Origin of the sequence: Enhygromyxa salina (assembly GCF_002994635.1) — a bacterium.
In the GTDB taxonomy this organism is placed as follows: domain Bacteria; phylum Myxococcota_A; class Polyangia; order Nannocystales; family Nannocystaceae; genus Plesiocystis; species Plesiocystis salina_B.
The window spans coordinates 15,865-32,639 of sequence record NZ_PVNL01000078.1 but is presented as its reverse complement, the minus strand read 5'-3'; the positions used below and the strand labels follow the sequence as shown (position 1 = coordinate 32,639).

The following is a 16,775-nucleotide window of genomic DNA, read 5'->3' as shown; positions in this document are numbered from 1 at the left end:
ATGGCCAACGTAGGCACTCGACCATCGGCTACTGCTCGCCGGTCGAGTACGAGCGGAACTTCTACGCCGCGAACGCGGTGAGTCAAGCCGCATAAAACCAGGTGTCCGAATTTTTGGGGCAAGACCAGTGCAGCAACTCGCGTTGCTTCAACGGGGCCGCCTTCTTGCGAAGGCGGAGAGTGAGCGTCGACGCGGTGGCGCACACGATCACGCTCGCGCTTCAACGGGGCCGCCTTCTTGCGAAGGCGGAGAGAGCCCCACGCCTTCTTCTGTTTGCGGTCGGTCATGTCGCTGCTTCAACGGGGCCGCCTTCTTGCGAAGGCGGAGAGGCGGCTTACAACGCCGGGACCACGTGGTCGCCTCTCGCTTCAACGGGGCCGCCTTCTTGCGAAGGCGGAGAGTCGACAGCCGGGGCATTGAGTCGGGGGTGTCGATCCACTTCGCTTCAACGGGGCCGCCTTCTTGCGAAGGCGGAGAGGCACTCGGTGGGGGCCAGCGAGGCGGCATCCAACTCGGGCTTCAACGGGGCCGCCTTCTTGCGAAGGCGGAGAGGCGTCTGCGGCGTTCGCGATGGGCCACGAGAGCAACCCCGCTTCAACGGGGCCGCCTTCTTGCGAAGGCGGAGAGGCGTAGAAGTGACCATTAGCCTGCGAGAACGTGCCGTCTGCTTCAACGGGGCCGCCTTCTTGCGAAGGCGGAGAGGTCGCGCTCGGCTACCAGGCTGGGCGGAGCGACGTCGCGCTTCAACGGGGCCGCCTTCTTGCGAAGGCGGAGAGGGCACCCTCACAACCTACCAGAATCCTTCAGCTTTTGGGACCCTTTTGCACGCAGGGCGATATCGCCCCAGGGTAAACACCGTTCATGTTCGCCTCTGCAATTCTCAAACACCGTTCCCCCCACCCCTCAGCCCCCGAATTCTCCAGAATGCACGCAAGACCAGGGGTCAGCTACCTGGGACCTTGCGTGCATTTTGGCCAACCCCAAATAACCTGAACATCAAGACAGGTCAATACTGAACATAAACAACCCAAAAATAAAACCGAACCACCCGCCCTCAGGCTGCACAGACTCAACGCCGGCGGCGCGCCGCTCGTCGTGGATCCCCAGCATCCCACCCACCAACCGCCCAGTCATGCAATCCCCGCGATTCACTGCACCCCACGCCAACGCCGATCTGCTACCCGTGAGAATGTGCAACGAGCTCGTCTACTGCGAGCGCCTCTTTCACCTCGAGCACGTTCAGGGCATATTCGTCGACTCCGCAGACACCATCAATGGCCGCGCCGAGCACGAGCGCGCCGAGGGCCGCGGGCGACGGCGCAGGAGCTCAAAGTCGCCCGACCTCCCACCATGGCCCGACGTCCCCCGGACACTCGAGGTGGTGTCGAATGATTGGGGCGTCCGGGGCAAGATCGACTTTATCGAAGTCGAGGATGACCAGGTCACCGTGGTCGAGGCCAAACACGGCAAGGCACCAAAACCAGGTCCACAGCAGTGGCGGGGCATGACGCTGCCCGAGGGGGCGTGGCCGGCCGACACCGCGCAGCTCGGCCTGTACATGGCGATGCTCCGAGAGTATGGATTAGGCGCTCACGAGGGGCGCATCTTTTATCGTGCTTCCCGCACGACGGTCACCATCGCGTGGACTAGCGCGCTCGAGACCTTCCTTCACGCCGTGCTCCGAAGGGCACGAGAGGTCGGCCAACTAGCGACGCCGCCCGAACCACTGCGCGACAGCCCAAAGTGCCCGGGCTGTTCGCTACATGAGGTCTGCCTGCCCGATGAGCACTACGCCCTTCGCGAGCACGAGCCCCCCAAGCGACGCCTGCCAGTGGCCCGCGACGACCGTTACGTGGTTCACGTGACCACGCCGGGCTCCAAGCTATGCAAAGACGGCAACGCGCTCCGCATTGAGACCAGGGATGGCGAGCCGACGCGCGTGCTCCTCAAAGACGTGTCCCATGTTTCGATCTTCGGCCCCTCCCAGATCACGGCCCAGACCTTTGCAGGCTTGCTGCGCGAAGGGATCGGTGTCTCGCATCATACGACCACAGGGACGCTGCTCGGCGTGAGCCACCCGCTGGCAACCCGCAATGTGGGGCTGCGTCGTGCACAATATCGGACCGCCGATGCCGAAGACAAATGCCTCGACATCGCCCGCGCGTTGGTGCTGGCCAAATTGAGAAACCAACGCACGGTCCTGCGTCGGCAGGCGCGCCCAGCCTCAGGGGTGGAGGATCTCTCCATCCCAGAAGCGATCGCGCGGATGAAACTCTCGAGCCGCTGGGCCAAGCGTGCGACTACCCTCGACGTGCTGCGCGGCTACGAGGGCGAAGGCGCCCGCACGTACTTCTCTACGCTGCCGTTGGTCCTGCCAGACAGCTGGCGCGGGGATCTCAACGGCCGGACTCGCCGGCCGCCTCGCGATCGCGTCAACGCGCTGCTCAGCTTCGCGTACGCCCTGCTCACACGCGAGGCGATCGCGGCGATCGGTCGAGTAGGTCTCGACCCGATGCTGGGCTTCTTTCACTCGATGATCCCGGGTCGTCCCGCGCTGGCCCTCGATATCATCGAGCCGTTTCGCCCGGCCTGGTCGGACACGGCGGTGCTCCGCCTGATCGGTACGGGCGGGATCGAGCATGATGACTTCACCGTCAATCCTTCGGCCGTCTATCTGAGCGACGCCGGCCGCCGGAAGCTGATCAACGCTCACGAGCGACGCGCACGTGAGCAGACTCGCCACCCCCGCTTCGAGTACCGCATGTCCTACCGGCGCATCCTCGAGCTCGAGGTGCGTGTGCTGGGGAAGTACCTGCTGGACGAACTCGACGAGTACGTGCCGCTTTGGACCCGCTGAGATGCGCCGCCATTACCTGGTCACCTACGACATCAGCAACGACCTGCGCCTACGCAGGGTCCACGCGATAGTTCGTGACTTTGGCCAAGCGGTGCAGTATTCGGTGTTCTTGGCGCGCCTCAACGAAGCCCAAAGAGCCGAGCTCCGGCGCCAGCTCAGCCAGGTCATCCATCACGAGGAAGATCAGGTCCTGTTGTTCGACCTCGGTCTGGTTCACGGAGTGCATGAAATCGAGCTTCCGAGGCACGAGGCGATCGGCCGCGCAATCGACAGCGACACGCGCCGTGTCGTCGTGATATAAGCCTTCCATCGCAAAGCGAATGCTGAATACCAACCGCGACTATCCAAGATCGCGCCGCACCAGGACCCCAGGCCCATGAGCATCGAAGTCACGCCACTCACCCTCGACCTCCTTCAAACCGCGATCACTGGAGACGGCGCCGCCTTTCGTCTTCGCGCGCGCCTGCAACCGGCCGGTGGTCCAGGCGACAAGGTCTTTCCTCCCACCTATTCGGACGGCCAAGACGGAAAGAAACAGGCCACGCGCTACGCCACGGAGAGTCGTGTCATCGACGGGGAACGCAAGCCCGCTGTGTTGCTCGATTCCGTCGCGGCTCAGGCCAACCGCATGGAGCTCGCGTTGCTCGAGGCCCGTCGTCGCCGGGACATTCGTCTACCATTGGTGTCGGTCGACTTCGAGGCCGAGTTCCCGGATCTTGGGCGCATCAGCGCGCTCGAGGCTCCGCATCGGGTCTACGACGCATTGTTGCGTGACGCGACCCTGGACGGGACCGCGTTTCGGGGATCCGAGATCGGGCGCCGCTTGACCGAGGCGAGCCCCTCCGACGCCAGGGCCATGCTCGAATACTGCCCCACTGCCTTGATCTTCGGTGCATGGGACTCCACAGGTCCGCTCGGTGGGTCGGGCCACAAGTTCCAGCGGGTGCTGGTGAGTGAGGTTGTCGGGATCGGCTTCGAGGCGGGGACCAAAGTTGGCAGTCGCCTCGATCCGGTCGATATCGCGGCAAGTGTCCGTATCAACATTCCCAAGGAAGATTCGGACAACTGGAGCGTCGACGAGAAGGGCAAGTCCAAGGGCCGTCCGTCCGAAGTGAACCACTCCAACATTGCCCCAACCCGAGACGTGGAAGCAGGCGGCGTGACGTTCGAGTATGCGCTGCACATCGCGGTGCTCTCGCTGCCCGCCCTGCGCCGAGTGCGGTTCGGCTCCTGGGACGCCAAGACCTCCGATGCAGCGCGGGTTCTCCTGAGCGCGCTCGGGGTGCTCGCCGTGCTGCTCCAACGGCGGGAAGGCTACGATTTTCGCAGTCGATGCTCGCTCGTGCCCGAGGCTCCGGCGCACCTCGAGTACATGCTCGCCGATGGCACGGTTCGGCCGCTCAGCGTCACAGTTCCCGAAGCTCAGACAATCTACGGGCAGGCTCTCGCCAAGGCAAAGAAGGCCGGTGTCACCTGGGTCGAGGACGACGTCGTGCTCCAGCCAATGGCCAAGCTCGTGCAGCTGATCCGTGCGAGCCGCGAAGCTCGGCGTGCGGGGGCTGCGGAAGAATGAGCAAACCATCCATTCTCTCGTTGCGCCTCGAGCTGCTCACTGGTCGCTATGTGGCCTCCGAGTTCAACAACCGCAACCGAGTCGAGTGGCCGCCCCACCCTGCCCGCGTCTTCTCTGCGCTCGTCGCTGCGCACTACGAAGCAGGCTGTCCAGAGCACGGGGCGAGCGCGCTTCGCTGGCTCGAACAACTTCCGCCGCCGCAGTTGACGTTTTCAGAGGCGAGCGAGCGTGACGTCAAGATCACGTTCGTGCCGGTCAACGACAAGGCGATCAGTGACGCGAAACAAGTCGACAACGCCTGGGCCGCCGTGTTCGCGGCCAGCAATGACAAGCAGCGAGCCAAGGCGGAGAAGCGTCTCTCCGTCGCATTCGACAAGGTCGCCGCGCCCCTCGAGTCGCTGGGCAAGAACTTTCATGAGGTCGCCGCCCACGTCCTGCCCAGCTCACGAACCAAGCAGCCGCGGACCTTTCCCACCGCGATCCCCGAAGACCCACTCGTCCACCTCACGTGGGAGGCCACACCGCCTCCTGAGGTCCAATCGGGACTCGACGCCATCGCCCGAGCATTGGTGCGTATCGGTCACTCGAGCTCCTTCGTCGCCGCACGCTGGGTTTGCGAGGCCCCGGCGCCGACATGGGTCCCCGACAAGGCGGGCCCAGAGACGCTCCGGTGGGTGGGGCCAGGTCAACTCGCCGCGCTCGACGCCCTGCACGATGCAGCTCCGTTTTCGGAGCAGCGTGTGATGCCCTACTCGATCGCGCGCTACCGCCCAGCCCGTCCGCTCGTCGCCGTCGCGTCCACTTGCTTCTCCTCGCGGCTGATCGTGCTGCGCAAGGTTGAGGGGCCGCGGCTCCCGATCACCGCGACCGAGCCGGTCGCCGATGGCATCCGCCGGGCGCTGATGTCCCACGCAAGCGAGCCGACACCGCCGCTGATCAGCGGCCACGCGCCAAGTGGGGGCCCGCTGCTCAGCGACCATCTCGCGATCGCTCCACTCCCGTACGTCGGCGGCGCGCACTCGAGGGGTGATCTCCTCGGCGTGGCGCTGATTTCACCGATCGCGCTCACCAACGCGGACTTGTCCCCCCTCTACGCCGCCATTGCGCGTTGGGAAGCCGCTAGCTTCCCCGAGTCCGAGGTCCCGCGCTCAACCCTCACTTTGGGTACCCTCGGGCGATGGGTCCTCGAGCGCAGTACGGACCTTCAATCGCTGTACAACCTGCGGGAGACGACGTGGACACGGGCGTCTCGGGTCTGGGCCAGCGTGACCCCGGTCGTGCTCGATCGGCATCCCGGTTCCTGGACCAAGAAGCCCGAGCTGGCACATGCTCGGGCTTGCGATGTGATCACTGCTGCCTGTCGACGGATCGGTCTGTCGGCACCCACCGAGATCGAAGTCGGCTTCGCGCCATTCTTCAACGGGTCCGTCGACGCTCGAAACTATCGTCGAAGGACCGCTGCGGCTGACCGCCGCCCACTCTTTCACACCCGACTTCATTTTGCTGAACCCGTGATGGGCCCGATTCTGCTCGGCGCTGGCCGCTATCGCGGATTGGGGCTGCTTCGTCCCAGGAATGACCGCGATGACTGACATGCTCGCTTCCGACTTCAGCGCGTTCATGCGGGAGGTGACGGGCTTCGATCCGTTTCCATGGCAGCAGCGGCTGCTCGACACCGTGCTTGCGACCGGATGGCCCAAGCTCCTCGACCTCCCAACTGGAACCGGCAAGACATCGACTCTGCTCGTCGGGCTCTACGCGCTCGCGCTCGAGCCCGACCGGTTTGCTCGACGAATTGCCCTGATCGTCGATCGGCGAATCATCGTTGATCAGGTCGATGAATTCGCGCGGCGCATGCATGCCGCGCTCGGCGACTCGAGCAAGCCGGTCTGCGCCAAGGTGAGCCGTCGGCTGCGGGGCTTGTCCAGCAACCCCGACGCGGAGCCAGTTCGAGTGGTCCAGCTTCGCGGTGGGATCGCTCGTGACGACAGCTGGGTTGGGACGCCAGACCAACCGACGATCATCGCTTCCACCGTTGATCAGGTCGGTTCGCGCCTGCTCTTTCGTGGCTACGGCGTGAGTGAGTGCATGCGTCCCGTTCATGCCGGAGTCCTCGCCCGCGACTGTCTGTTTCTGCTCGATGAGGTCCACCTCGCAACAGCCTTTGAAGAGACGCTCGGGCATCTTCAGACGACCTACGCGCAGTGGTCGGCGCGGACGGGGACTGGCCGCGGTCTGCAGGTCGTGCGCATGAGCGCAACCCCACGCGGGAATGATCGGCCAAGCGACATCTTCGGTCTCGACGCGGATGACCGCGCCCACCCGGTGCTGGCCAAGCGGCTCAACGCGGCCCGGCCAGCGAGCCTGGAGACCGTCAAGACCAAGCGAGCGGCCGACGCCGAGGGTGAGGCCGCCAACAGGGCGTTGCTCGCTGATGTCGCCTCCAAGCGAGCGGTCTCGGCCGCGGGAACAGGAGCGAAGCGGATCGGCATCGTCGTCAATCGCGTGGACACGGCTCACGGCTCGGCGCGTCGCCAAGGCTCTCGACCACGCGAAGGTGCCCGAGGTGCTGCTGCTCACGGGGCGGATGCGGCCCTACGACAAGTCTGCGATTCAATCGCGGCTACAGGAGACGGTCTCGGTGGGGGCCGAGTCCAGCCCGTCGAGCGACCCCGTGTTCGTGGTCGCAACCAGTTGTATTGAAGCTGGGGCCGACCTCGACTTTGACACCCTGGTCACGGAGGCGGCCAGCCTCGACGCGCTGCGGCAGCGATTCGGGCGGCTCAACCGGGTGGGCGCACAGGACAAACCGACCGCGTGGGTCCTGGCACGCAGGGATCAAGTCGCTGCGAAAGCGCCCGAGGATCCGGTCTATGGCAACGCGCTGCGCGAGACCTGGGCGTACCTGGAGGAGGTCGCACGAGCCGAGGTGGTCGACTTCGGTTTGGCGTCATTTCCTGAACCGCCCGACGAGCGACGGCCGCTCATGCTGCCACCCGCTCCTGAGGCCCCGGTCTTGTTTCCTCGGTACCTGGACATGTGGTCCGAGACCCGGCCTGCACCGCACCCCGACCCCGATGTGGCGCTGTGGCTGCATGGCAAGAATCAAGCTCGGGAGCGCGACATCAACGTGGTGTTTCGTGCGGACATCGTCGACCCGACGACAGACTCGCCCGAGGAGCTCGCCGCGCTGGCCCAGGTCGCTGGTGAAGTCGTGGAATTCATGCCCCCGGTCAGCGACGAGGCCGTGAGCGTGGCTATCCACGAGTTTCGCGGCTGGCTCGGCAAGCGGGACGAGAGCCGTGTCTGGCGCTGGACTGCTGATGGCCTGGAGGCCGCGTCGCCGCGTGAGCTCGTGGTCGGCGATACGGTCATCGTCGCTGCCACGCGCGGCGGACTTCATGCGGGCACGTGGGACCCAGACAGCCAGGGGCTGGTGGAGGACATCGCCGACCGGGCAACCTACGCCCGGCACGGGGTCGCCAAGCTGCGCGTCGACCCGCGCACGCTGCCCGCGGGACTGGGTGAGCCACCAACCCCGAGCAGCTCCGACGACCCCGACGAGATCGACGCCGCGAAGCAGCGCTGCCTGGACTGGCTTCGCGGGCTGACAAAGCGGCTCAGCGAGGTTGCCCTCGACTGGCACCCATTGCTCACGGCCCTCGCGTCACCACACGCGAGCTACTCCCTCACGCCAGGCCGCTCCGCCAGCGACGAGCTGATCTGGCGGGTCACGGTGTTGCCACCACGTCGGGCGATCGAGGCCACGACTGAGGATGTCGTCTCCGTGTTCTCGGGTATCGAAGTGACCCTGGCCTCCCACCTCGAGGACGTCGAGGCCTGGGCCGCCGAGTTCGCGAAAGCAGCTGGGCTCGATGCTGACATCGCACAGGACGTGGCACTCGCGGGACTGCTGCACGATCTCGGCAAGGCCGACACGCGTTTCCAGGCCCTGCTGCGGGGGGGCGACCCCATACAAGTCGCGGGCGCGCAGCCGCTGGCGAAGTCCCGGCAATTTGGCTCAGCCAAGGCCCGTGCGCGAGCGCTGCAACGCAGCGGCTGGCCGCTCGGACTCCGGCATGAGCTGGTCTCGCTCGCGTTGCTCGACGCGAGTCCTGAGCTGCAGTCGCGCGCGCATGACCTCGACCTGGTTCGTCACCTCGTCGCTAGTCACCACGGTTGGTGTCGCCCGTGGGCGCCGGCCACGGTCGATGCCGAGCCGACGCTCGTCCGGGTCGCGGTGGCCGGGATCGAGGTCGAAGTCTCGACCGCAGCGCTCGATGATGATCTTCTGAACGAGTGCGCATCTCGGTTCCGAAGGCTGTGCCGGTCTTACGGGTGGCACGGGCTCGCCTACCTCGAGGCGTTGCTACGGCTTGGTGACCATCGCGCGAGCAAACAACCAGGACTGCGCCCAGGGAGGGAGCCATGACACAACTAACTCAGCTTCGACTCACGGGGCTCGACGCTCAAGATCCCCTGGCCTATCTCGCCGCGCTCGGCTGCTTACTCGGCGCGGGTGCGAGCTGCCTTCGCATGGGCCTGCAGCGACCAACTTTGCACTTCGACCTCGCCAGCGTCCCGACCCCAATCCTGAGTGTCGCCGTCACCAATGAAGACGAGCTAATCGAGATTCTTGCCGCCGACCTCGATGATGCTGCCGGTCGATCTGAGGGGGAGCGCGACCCGTTCCTGACCTTCAGTTATCCAGATGGGGATGGCGGTCCCATCCAAGATCTCAAGCCTCCGCCGCCGTGGTTTCGCAAGGTCGCCCAAGCCTGGATTGCGGATGCGAGCCACGAAGCTCACCGCACCACCGATTGGGCGGCGGCCGTGCTCACCGACGCCGCGGTCGACAACAACGGGGCGGGCAAGCCGTTCGCGCTCCACTTCACCGCCGGTCAACAGCGGTTCCTCAACGTGGCGCAGGAGCTCCTCGATGGGGCGGGCAAGAAGGCCACGGAGCGGCGGGTCGATCATGTTGATCTGCGCGCCGCTGTCTTCGGACCGTGGCCAAACGACAGGTCACTCAAGGTCTTCAGCTGGAGCCCCACCCAAGACCGGGCATACGCGCTGCGTGCGGTCGACCCGTCAACGGACAAGAAGCTGGGGACGCCGGGGGCCGACTGGCTGGCCCTGCGCGGCGTCGGACTCCTCTCGAGCGCGCCGAGGGGCGATCGGAGGGTTGATCGGATCACAACCAGCGGCGTGCTCGGTGGGTGGAAATCCGGCACGTTTAGCTACCCGGTCTGGCGAAGCCCGCTGGATGAAGACGCCGTCCGCTCCTTGCTGCGACACCCCGCGATCCGGCCCGACGCGCGGGGGCGCGGGACCGAGGTGCGCTCGCTGCCGCGAGGCGTCGAGGTGCTGACATCCCGCATTTCCCGGTCCGACCAGGGCGGGTACGGCTCGTTCTCTCGGCCGACTTGGCGTTGACGGCCGCACCTCACGGTGCGTGCTCGAGCTCGTTGGCCTGGACCACGCAGCACCACCGCGGCTCGCCGTCATCCACAACCGCGCGAACCTTCCCCCGAACCCGCACCCGCTCACCAGGCACGATCGCCTCGACATTAATCTCGTTCCCGGCCCCATGCGTCGTGATCACGTGCTCATGCAGCCGCGCCACGCTGTCCCCAGGCTCGAGCTCGATCAACGCAGCCCCCGATTCATCCCGCAGAATGAAGTCGCAACCTTGCGACCCCTCGATCAGAAGCCCCTCGATCGCCTCGGTGAGCTCCGTGCCGCTGCGGACGTGGGCGACGTAGTTCAGCGCGACCGCATCGCTGCCGTCGAGGGGGTGCTTCAGCGGCTCGATCGCCTCGACGATCCCGCTGATGTCGACAAGCGCACCGACCTCACCCGAGGCCGAGATCGCATGCGGTTCGGGGTCAGCGTCCCGCGTGAACAAGTCCAGGAGCCATCGCACTGTCCCAACGATATCATCGGTTCCCCGGCGCGGGAGCCACGACCCCGCCGTCGACCAGACCGGTGTAGACGGTCGGATTCACCAGCCCGAGCCACGGATCTTCAGCAGGCGTCTCGAACAGCTGCGCATAGACCCACTCGTCGACGTCGGCGAAGCCGAGCGAGCGCCCGCCGCGAGCGCGCGCGGCGAGCTCGGCGTTGACACGCGGGTGCAGCTCGAGCGCGTTCTTGGCCGTGTCTTGCTGAATCGAGACTCGCAGTGCCAGCAGCAGCTGGTCCTGAACATCGGCCCGCTGATCCTCGGGAACCAGCCCCTCGAGCGGGCGCTCGGCCGCGATGATCGCGAGAGTGTTGGGGTGCAGCGCGAACCGACCGGCCACGCGGGCGCCGATCACCAGCCGCTCGAGGTCGTCGCGCGGTCCGATCGGGGCCGCGACCGCGGGCACCAGGCGAGCGTTCGCACCCCCGAGCACCCCGGGCGCGGCGGCGAGGATCGGCCGCTCGATCGCCGACTTCCCGATCGCCATGGGCACGGCCGCCAGCGCGGGCACGGGCTCGTCGGCGCTGCGCGGGTTGGCTGGGCCCGCCAGCCAGGTGCGCGTCGCAACGAGATCCTGCGGCTCCCCGCGCGCGCGTGAGAGCTCGTCGTTGAGCTGCTTGGCCGCGGTCGCAAACCGACGCTCATGGTGGTCGGCGAGCGCGTCACGCCAGCGTCGCCCGCCCTTCACCGCGGCCAGCTGGCCATGCAAGCTCAGGCTGTCCTCGAGCGCGGCGCGGAAGCTGGGCGCCGACCACAAGCCGGGGATCACGTCGATCGTCCGCCCGCTGGCGTCGAGCACGAAGTGGGCGCTGTTGCCCGTGATCGTGCGCTCGACCACGCGGCCGTCGCCAAAGTCGATCTCGACCCGCGGCACCGGTCGCTCGCTCGACCAATGCAGCACGAAGTTGGCCTCCAGCCAGGTCGCCAGCTCGGGGTCCGCGTAGAGCAGCGTGCGAAACAGCCGGCTGTTGGCGCACGAGTACTCCGAGGTCAGCTCACCGAGCAGTCGCAGCGAGAGCACCGGTTTGCCGCTGGCCTCGGCCTGGGCGAGCGCGGTCTGCATGTCGCGCTGCCAAAACAGCCCGCCGTAGATTGCGTCGCGCTGACCCGCGACCTCGTCGATCAGCGCGCGCCAGGCCGCGTCCTCGGCGAGCGGGCGCTCGGACACGCTGTGATACTCGCGGATCAACGCGTCGAGCCCCGCAGGCCCGGACTCGCGCAGGCGCTCGACGATCGCCGCGCGGCGCTCCGGATCGGGCTGGTCGAGCTGGGCCTCTCGCAGCCAAACCACGGTGAGGTCCGCCTGGTCGAGCTGGTCGAGCTGGTCGAGCTCGGACAGGTCGAGCGCGCGGATGCTGCCGGGCACCGTGGCGTCATCGAGGGTCGGGGTGCGCGAGCACGCGGCGAGGGTCGAGAGCGCGAGCGAGGAGCACAACAACAGTCGGCGAGCGGTCATGCTGAAACCTTGCCGCGCGCGCGCGAACACGCCGGTAAGAAGGTTGCACCGTCTGCGTAAGACCAGCGTAAAACCGGCGAACACCCCCCATGCTCGCCGCGACATCGCTATGCTGCAGGCCGTGGGCCGAACGATCCTGATCGTCGAGGACGAAGCGCCGATCCGTGAGGGGATCTGCGATCTGCTCGCCTACCACGGTCACCAGCCAACGGGGGTCGGCGATGGCGAGCGCGGCCTGACCGAGGCGCTCACTGGTCGCTACGCGCTGGTGATCCTCGACGTGATGCTGCCCGGCCGCGACGGCTTCGCGATCTGCGAGCAGCTCCGGGCCGCGCGACCGGGTCAGGCGATCATGATGCTGACCGCGCGAGGCCGCGAGCAAGACGTGCTGCGCGGGTTCGAGTGCGGCTGCGACGACTACGTGCCCAAGCCGTTCTCGCTGTCGTTGCTGCGCGCGCGGATCGAGGCGCTGCTGCGGCGGGCCACGCCAATTCCAGCCACGCCCGCGCGGGCCTCGAACACCCTGCAGATCGGCCCGCTGTCGCTCGACCTCGACAACTTGCGCGCGCGCGTGGGGGAGCGTGACATCGAGCTGACCAGCCGCGACCTCGAGGTGCTCGAGTACCTCGCCCGCGAGCGCCATCGCGTGGTCCCGCGCATCGATCTGCTCCGTGAGGTGTGGGGCTACGACCGGGCCGAGAAGCTCGAGACCCGCTGCGTCGACATGCACGTGGTCAAGCTGCGGCGACGCCTGGCCGAGCTCCTGCCCAGCGGGGACTCGCCGATCGAGACGGTCCGCGGCGTCGGGTATCGGCTGCGGGTGTCCGAGGATCCGGCGGGCTGATGCAGGCCCGAGCGCGCGAGGGCGGCTTGCTGCGCGGACGCATCTACCTGGGCGTCGCCGGGTTGATCATGCTGGTTGGGCTGGTCTTGTTGCTGCGGGGGGCGCTCGCGGCCAGCGTCGCCGAGCAGCAGCTGCGTCGCGAGGCCCTCGCCGCGCGGGTGTTCGACGAGCTCGAGGGCAGCTTGGCGAGCTTTGTGGCGGCCGAGCAGGCCCGGCCGTTCGTGCAGTGGCGTCGCGAGTGGGTCGCTGCGGCGAGCAAGCGCGAGCCGATCGCGAGTCGCTCGCCGCTGGCCGAGATCCCCGACCGGCCGTTTGTGCTTGGCTACTTTCAGATCGAGCCGGACGGTCAGTTTGCGAGTCCGATGCTGCCAGGCCCCGACGAGCCGCGCGACGATCCAACCCAGGCGCCCGCGCTCGCCCGCGCCGAGCAGCTGCGCGCACTCAACCAGGATCTCGAGAACAGCGAGCCCGTGGCCGTGCTCGATCAGCCGCAGCAGCAGCAGCAGATCCAACAACAGGCCCAGCAGCAGGCGGTGCCCGAGGACGTGCAGATCCAGCGCGCCCTGGACCAGCAGTCGATCGCTCGTCAGCGCAAGAACGCGGCGGCCAACAGCAACAACATCGGGTTCGACCCCGACCTCGAGCAGCTCGCCAATTTCCTGGCGGACGACGCCGCGCAGCTCGACGACGCGCTGGATGTCCGGGTGACCAGCTTCGTGGCCGAGCCGATCGGGGACTCGCTGCGGCTGATCCGAACCGTGGAGATCGGCGGCCAGCGGTGGTTGCAGGGTCTGGTCGTGGATCGTCACGCGCTCGAGCGCTGGCTCGAGCAGGACGTGCTCGGCAGCCCCGAGCTGTCCGGCTTCGTGAAGCTCGAGTGGGGAGCGGGCGGAAGCGTCAACGCAGAGGCCGGACGCTGGACTCACCAGTTCGCGCCGCCCTTCTCCGAGCTGCAGGTCACCGCGGCGCTCGGGCCCGTCAACACGCTCGCTTCACACAGCGCGCGCGTGGTGCTGGGCTTGGGCCTTGGCTTGGGGCTCGCGCTGCTGGTCGTGCTGATCGCCGTCGAGCGGACCTTGGCCGGGCTGCACGCGCGGGCGCAGGAGCGCGAGCGGATCGTCGCCGCCGTCACCCACGAGCTGCGCACCCCGCTGACCAGCATCCGCATGTACTCGGAGATGCTCGAGCAGGGCATCGTCGCGGATCCCGAGCGGCAGCGCGGCTACCACAAGACGATCCGCACCGAGGCCGAGCGGCTCAGCCGGCTGGTCGATCAAGTGTTGCTGCTCGCCCGGCTCGACGGTCGTGGCGGGCCCAAGGTGATCGAGCAAGCCGCGCTCGCGCGGCTCGACGAGGTGGTCGCGGGGGTGGGCGAGCTGCTGCGACCACAGGCGGACGCGCGTGGCCTGGTGGTTGACGTGGAGCTAGGCGAGGGCACTGCGGGGGCGATGGTGGCCCGCGACAGCCTGACTCAGATCCTCACCAACCTGGCCGACAACGCGTTGAAGTTCACGCCCTGCGAAGGCGAGGCGGTGCAGCTGTGTGCGTGGCGGGATGGTGACCGACTGCGCGTGGCGGTGCGCGATCGTGGCGCAGGGGTCGAGCCGCAAGTGTTGCCCCACATGTTCGAGGCGTTCGTTCGGGGTCCACGCGAGGCCGAGCAGGCGGTCCCTGGCACCGGCATGGGGCTGGCGGTGGTTCAGTCGCTCGTGGACGAGCTCGGGGGGGAGGTCTGGGGGCAGAATCGAGCTGGTGGTGGGCTCGAGGTCGAGCTGAGCCTGCCAGGCTTTCATGATGGGAGGAGGGCGTCCAGCTGATGGTTGTCGATTCAGTAGATGTGGTCCTTGCTTGCCCCCGGTGCGGTGTCAAGAGTCAGACACAGGTGGAGGCCTGCGTGGACGGGCATGGCCAACATGCTCGAGCCCGTCGCTCGTGGCCCGCGCGACCCCAGCAAGCGTCCCTCGGTACAGGTTGGGTCTGGCAGTGGTGCAACCGCCAGTGAACGAACCCAGAGCAAGGTCTGGTGCCAAAATCGCAACAAAGCATGGACTCGAGGTCGAGGTGAGCCTGCCATTTCCCACATGCTGAGAAGCCCGCGCTCGACATCGCCGCGGTGTGACGCTTTTGGCTAGCTTTTTTTGGATCGGCTGGTGAGTGTGGTTGCACTCTACGCAAAGCACCGGGACCTCCCGGCGGAGCGAACATGCAACGAAGCAACTTACAAATCCTTGGTCTCTACGGTCTGACGCTGTCGGTCTCGCTCATCACCGCGTGTGGTGATCCCTGCCTCGATGACGGTCGCGGCAAAGCCGGTGCGGTCTGTGACCCCGGCAACGCGGACACGAACACCGAGACCGGCACCGGAACCGAGACCGACACCCAGACCAGCAACACCGAGACCGCCGAGGGTGACGGCGACGAGACCTGGTGCGCCGACGAGGACATGGACGGCTTCGGCGATCCCGACAGCTGCCAAGAAGTCCCGGCCGGTGAGACGCCGCCGCCCGGATCCGTGCCGCAAGAGCAGGCCACCGACTGCGACGACGTCGACCCCAACACCTTCCCCGGCGCGGCCGAGCTCGACGATCCGCTCGCGTGCATGACCGACGCCGACGACGACGGCTACGGCGACGACATGCCCAGCAACCCCAACGCCGTCCCGGGCACGGACTGCGATGACAACAACGACCACGCGTTCCCAGGCGCGGCCGAGAACGAAGATCCGAGCGCCTGCATGGAAGACAAGGACGAAGACGGCTGGGGTGATGCCAACCCGGGCGGCGGCGCGACCCCAGGCAGCGACTGCGCCGACGACGACGCGACGATCATGAGCTGCGACAAGTGGTGCCAGGACATGGACATGGACATGTTCGGCAACCCCGAGGTGTGCGTGTTCGTGGCCCCAGGCGGCGAGGTCCCTGCCGGCTACGTGCAGGACGACACCGACTGCCTCGACACCGACCCGAACGCGTTCCCCGGCGCGGCCGAGCTCGACGATCCCGACGCGTGCATGCTCGACGCCGACGGCGACGGCTGGGGTGACTCGGACACGCCACCGGGCGTCATGATGGGCCGCGACTGCGACGACACCGACGTCACTCGGGTCGTGTGCGTCGACGCGATCCCTGGCTGCGTCGACACCACGCAGGGCCTCGAGGCCCAGCTGATGTCAATGGCGAGCGGGGGCGATGGCAACTACGTGTACGCGTGGACGCCGGTCGAGACCCTGAATGATCCGGCGATCCCCAACCCGACCGCAATCCCGGACGCGATCACGACCTACACGATCAACGTCACCGATGGCTCGATGAACATGGGCTCGGACGAGATCACCGTGCACCTCACCGACAAGCCGTGGATCCTCGATGGCCCCGGCGCCGAGTGTGAGGAGATCGAGTTCCTGGCCGAGCCCGACGTCCCCCCGGTCCACAGCTTCTCCAACGGCGGGACCACGGTGTGCACGACCTCGAACTCGGATCCGAGCGCCTACGTGTGCCCAACGGTCCACCAGCAGTCCCGGATCACCGGCACGATGGTCGTCAACACGGCCAGCGATGACGACATGATCGGGTTTGTGTGGGGCTGGCAGAGCGCCAGTCAGTTCTACCTGTTTCAGTGGAAACAGCTGCCGCAGCCCTGGTTCGGGTGCATGGGCTCCGCGGGCATGACCATCAAGAAGTTTGATGCGACCGATGTGTACGTGCTCGACGACTTCGCCTGCGACAACGACACCGCCAATCAAACCGTGCTGATGACGCCCGACGAGACGACGACCTCGGGCTGGATCGACAACCGCGAGTACGGCGTCGAGCTCCTCTACGATCTCACCCAGACCGAGATCACGATCACGGACCTGTCGGACAACTCGGTGGTCGCCAACTTCGTCGTCATGGACGACAGCTATCCCAACGGCAAGTTTGGCACCTACGACTTCTCGCAAGAGCAAGCCTGCAACGGGCCATGGCAGTCGAACTGCCTGTAGGTCCCACCAACCTCTGAATCCCAGTCAACATCTCGACATCTGCGCAGGCCTGGTGAGCTCCTCGCCGGCCTGCGCAGCATCGACCCAGCACCGACCTC

11 protein-coding genes, 1 pseudogene and 1 CRISPR repeat array are annotated in these 16,775 nt (G+C 66.9%); of the genes and pseudogenes, 10 read left to right on the top strand and 2 right to left on the bottom strand.

Translation table 11 applies throughout. The annotated features are described in order from the left end of the window. Window positions 1-144: 144 nt before the first annotated feature. A CRISPR array of direct repeats spans window positions 145-776; the repeat unit is 36 nt; unit sequence GCTTCAACGGGGCCGCCTTCTTGCGAAGGCGGAGAG. A 356-nt stretch (window positions 777-1,132) separates the two neighbouring features. From ENSA7_RS20475 to ENSA7_RS20445, 7 genes and pseudogenes are all read left to right on the top strand, one after another. After that, window positions 1,133-2,857: a CRISPR-associated endonuclease Cas4/Cas1 gene (locus ENSA7_RS20475; protein ID WP_106091004.1), complete on the top strand. Its 1,725-nt coding sequence runs from the start codon at window positions 1,133-1,135 to the stop codon at window positions 2,855-2,857. A 1-nt stretch (window position 2,858) separates the two neighbouring features. Continuing rightward, window positions 2,859-3,158: a CRISPR-associated endonuclease Cas2 gene (cas2, locus tag ENSA7_RS46160; protein WP_106091003.1), complete on the top strand. Its 300-nt coding sequence runs from the start codon at window positions 2,859-2,861 to the stop codon at window positions 3,156-3,158. Window positions 3,159-3,233: 75 nt separating this feature from the next. Beyond that, entirely contained in the window at window positions 3,234-4,430 is a 1,197-nt protein-coding gene (gene cas7g / locus ENSA7_RS20465; RefSeq protein ID WP_106091002.1) for a type I-G CRISPR-associated RAMP protein Csb1/Cas7g, read from the top strand. Continuing rightward, window positions 4,427-6,022, top strand: coding sequence for a type I-G CRISPR-associated protein Csb2 (gene csb2, locus ENSA7_RS20460; protein ID WP_106091001.1), 1,596 nt, complete (start codon window positions 4,427-4,429; stop codon window positions 6,020-6,022). The genes cas7g and csb2 overlap by 4 nt, the downstream gene beginning before the upstream one ends. Beyond that, window positions 6,006-6,584: pseudogene (locus ENSA7_RS46335) on the top strand (DEAD/DEAH box helicase family protein); the annotation flags it as partial. The gene csb2 and the pseudogene ENSA7_RS46335, both read left to right, overlap by 17 nt. A 118-nt stretch (window positions 6,585-6,702) precedes the next feature. Beyond that, window positions 6,703-8,862 carry a type I-G CRISPR-associated helicase/endonuclease Cas3g gene (gene cas3g / locus ENSA7_RS45390; protein ID WP_443655658.1) on the top strand — a complete coding sequence of 720 codons (2,160 nt, stop codon included), beginning with the start codon at window positions 6,703-6,705 and terminating at the stop codon, window positions 8,860-8,862. Next, window positions 8,859-9,866 (top strand): type I-G CRISPR-associated protein, Cas3-extension family, encoded by a 1,008-nt coding sequence (locus tag ENSA7_RS20445; RefSeq protein ID WP_443655657.1) that lies wholly within the window; start codon window positions 8,859-8,861, stop codon window positions 9,864-9,866. Before cas3g ends, ENSA7_RS20445 begins: the two co-directional genes overlap by 4 nt. A 10-nt stretch (window positions 9,867-9,876) precedes the next feature. Here the strand turns inward: ENSA7_RS20445 and ENSA7_RS20440 are convergent, their stop codons facing one another. Both ENSA7_RS20440 and ENSA7_RS20435 read right to left on the bottom strand, forming a co-directional pair. Beyond that, window positions 9,877-10,356, bottom strand: a complete 480-nt coding sequence (locus tag ENSA7_RS20440) for a hypothetical protein (protein WP_146157923.1) — start codon at window positions 10,354-10,356, stop codon at window positions 9,877-9,879. 13 nt (window positions 10,357-10,369) lie between these two features. Beyond that, the gene (locus ENSA7_RS20435; protein WP_106090996.1) at window positions 10,370-11,851 is read right to left on the bottom strand and encodes a hypothetical protein; all 1,482 of its coding nucleotides are present in this window, start codon (window positions 11,849-11,851) and stop codon (window positions 10,370-10,372) included. A 121-nt stretch (window positions 11,852-11,972) separates the two neighbouring features. Between ENSA7_RS20435 and ENSA7_RS20430 the strand changes: the two genes are divergently transcribed. The 3 genes from ENSA7_RS20430 to ENSA7_RS20420 all read left to right on the top strand — a co-directional run bounded on the left by ENSA7_RS20430 (window position 11,973) and on the right by ENSA7_RS20420 (window position 16,677). Beyond that, entirely contained in the window at window positions 11,973-12,695 is a 723-nt protein-coding gene (locus ENSA7_RS20430) for a response regulator transcription factor (RefSeq protein WP_219908019.1), read from the top strand. After that, window positions 12,695-14,512 (top strand): sensor histidine kinase, encoded by a 1,818-nt coding sequence (locus tag ENSA7_RS20425; RefSeq protein WP_106090994.1) that lies wholly within the window; start codon window positions 12,695-12,697, stop codon window positions 14,510-14,512. The genes ENSA7_RS20430 and ENSA7_RS20425 overlap by 1 nt, the downstream gene beginning before the upstream one ends. A gap of 386 nt (window positions 14,513-14,898) precedes the next feature. Further along, on the top strand, window positions 14,899-16,677 hold the full coding sequence (locus ENSA7_RS20420; protein WP_106090993.1) for a hypothetical protein: 1,779 nt from the start codon (window positions 14,899-14,901) through the stop codon (window positions 16,675-16,677). The last annotated feature ends 98 nt before the right edge of the window (window positions 16,678-16,775 follow it).

Excerpts from the sequence above, each read along its gene's own strand:
- ENSA7_RS20475 (WP_106091004.1), top strand. The coding sequence starts at position 1,133 with ATGCAATCCCCGCGATTCACTGCACCCCACGCCAACGCCGATCTGCTA.
- cas2 (WP_106091003.1), top strand. The coding sequence starts at position 2,859 with ATGCGCCGCCATTACCTGGTCACCTACGACATCAGCAACGACCTGCGC.
- cas7g (WP_106091002.1), top strand. The coding sequence starts at position 3,234 with ATGAGCATCGAAGTCACGCCACTCACCCTCGACCTCCTTCAAACCGCG.
- csb2 (WP_106091001.1), top strand. The coding sequence starts at position 4,427 with ATGAGCAAACCATCCATTCTCTCGTTGCGCCTCGAGCTGCTCACTGGT.
- cas3g (WP_443655658.1), top strand. The coding sequence starts at position 6,703 with ATGATCGGCCAAGCGACATCTTCGGTCTCGACGCGGATGACCGCGCCC.
- ENSA7_RS20445 (WP_443655657.1), top strand. The coding sequence starts at position 8,859 with ATGACACAACTAACTCAGCTTCGACTCACGGGGCTCGACGCTCAAGAT.
- ENSA7_RS20435 (WP_106090996.1), bottom strand. The coding sequence starts at position 11,851 with ATGACCGCTCGCCGACTGTTGTTGTGCTCCTCGCTCGCGCTCTCGACC.
- ENSA7_RS20425 (WP_106090994.1), top strand. The coding sequence starts at position 12,695 with ATGCAGGCCCGAGCGCGCGAGGGCGGCTTGCTGCGCGGACGCATCTAC.
- ENSA7_RS20420 (WP_106090993.1), top strand. The coding sequence starts at position 14,899 with ATGCAACGAAGCAACTTACAAATCCTTGGTCTCTACGGTCTGACGCTG.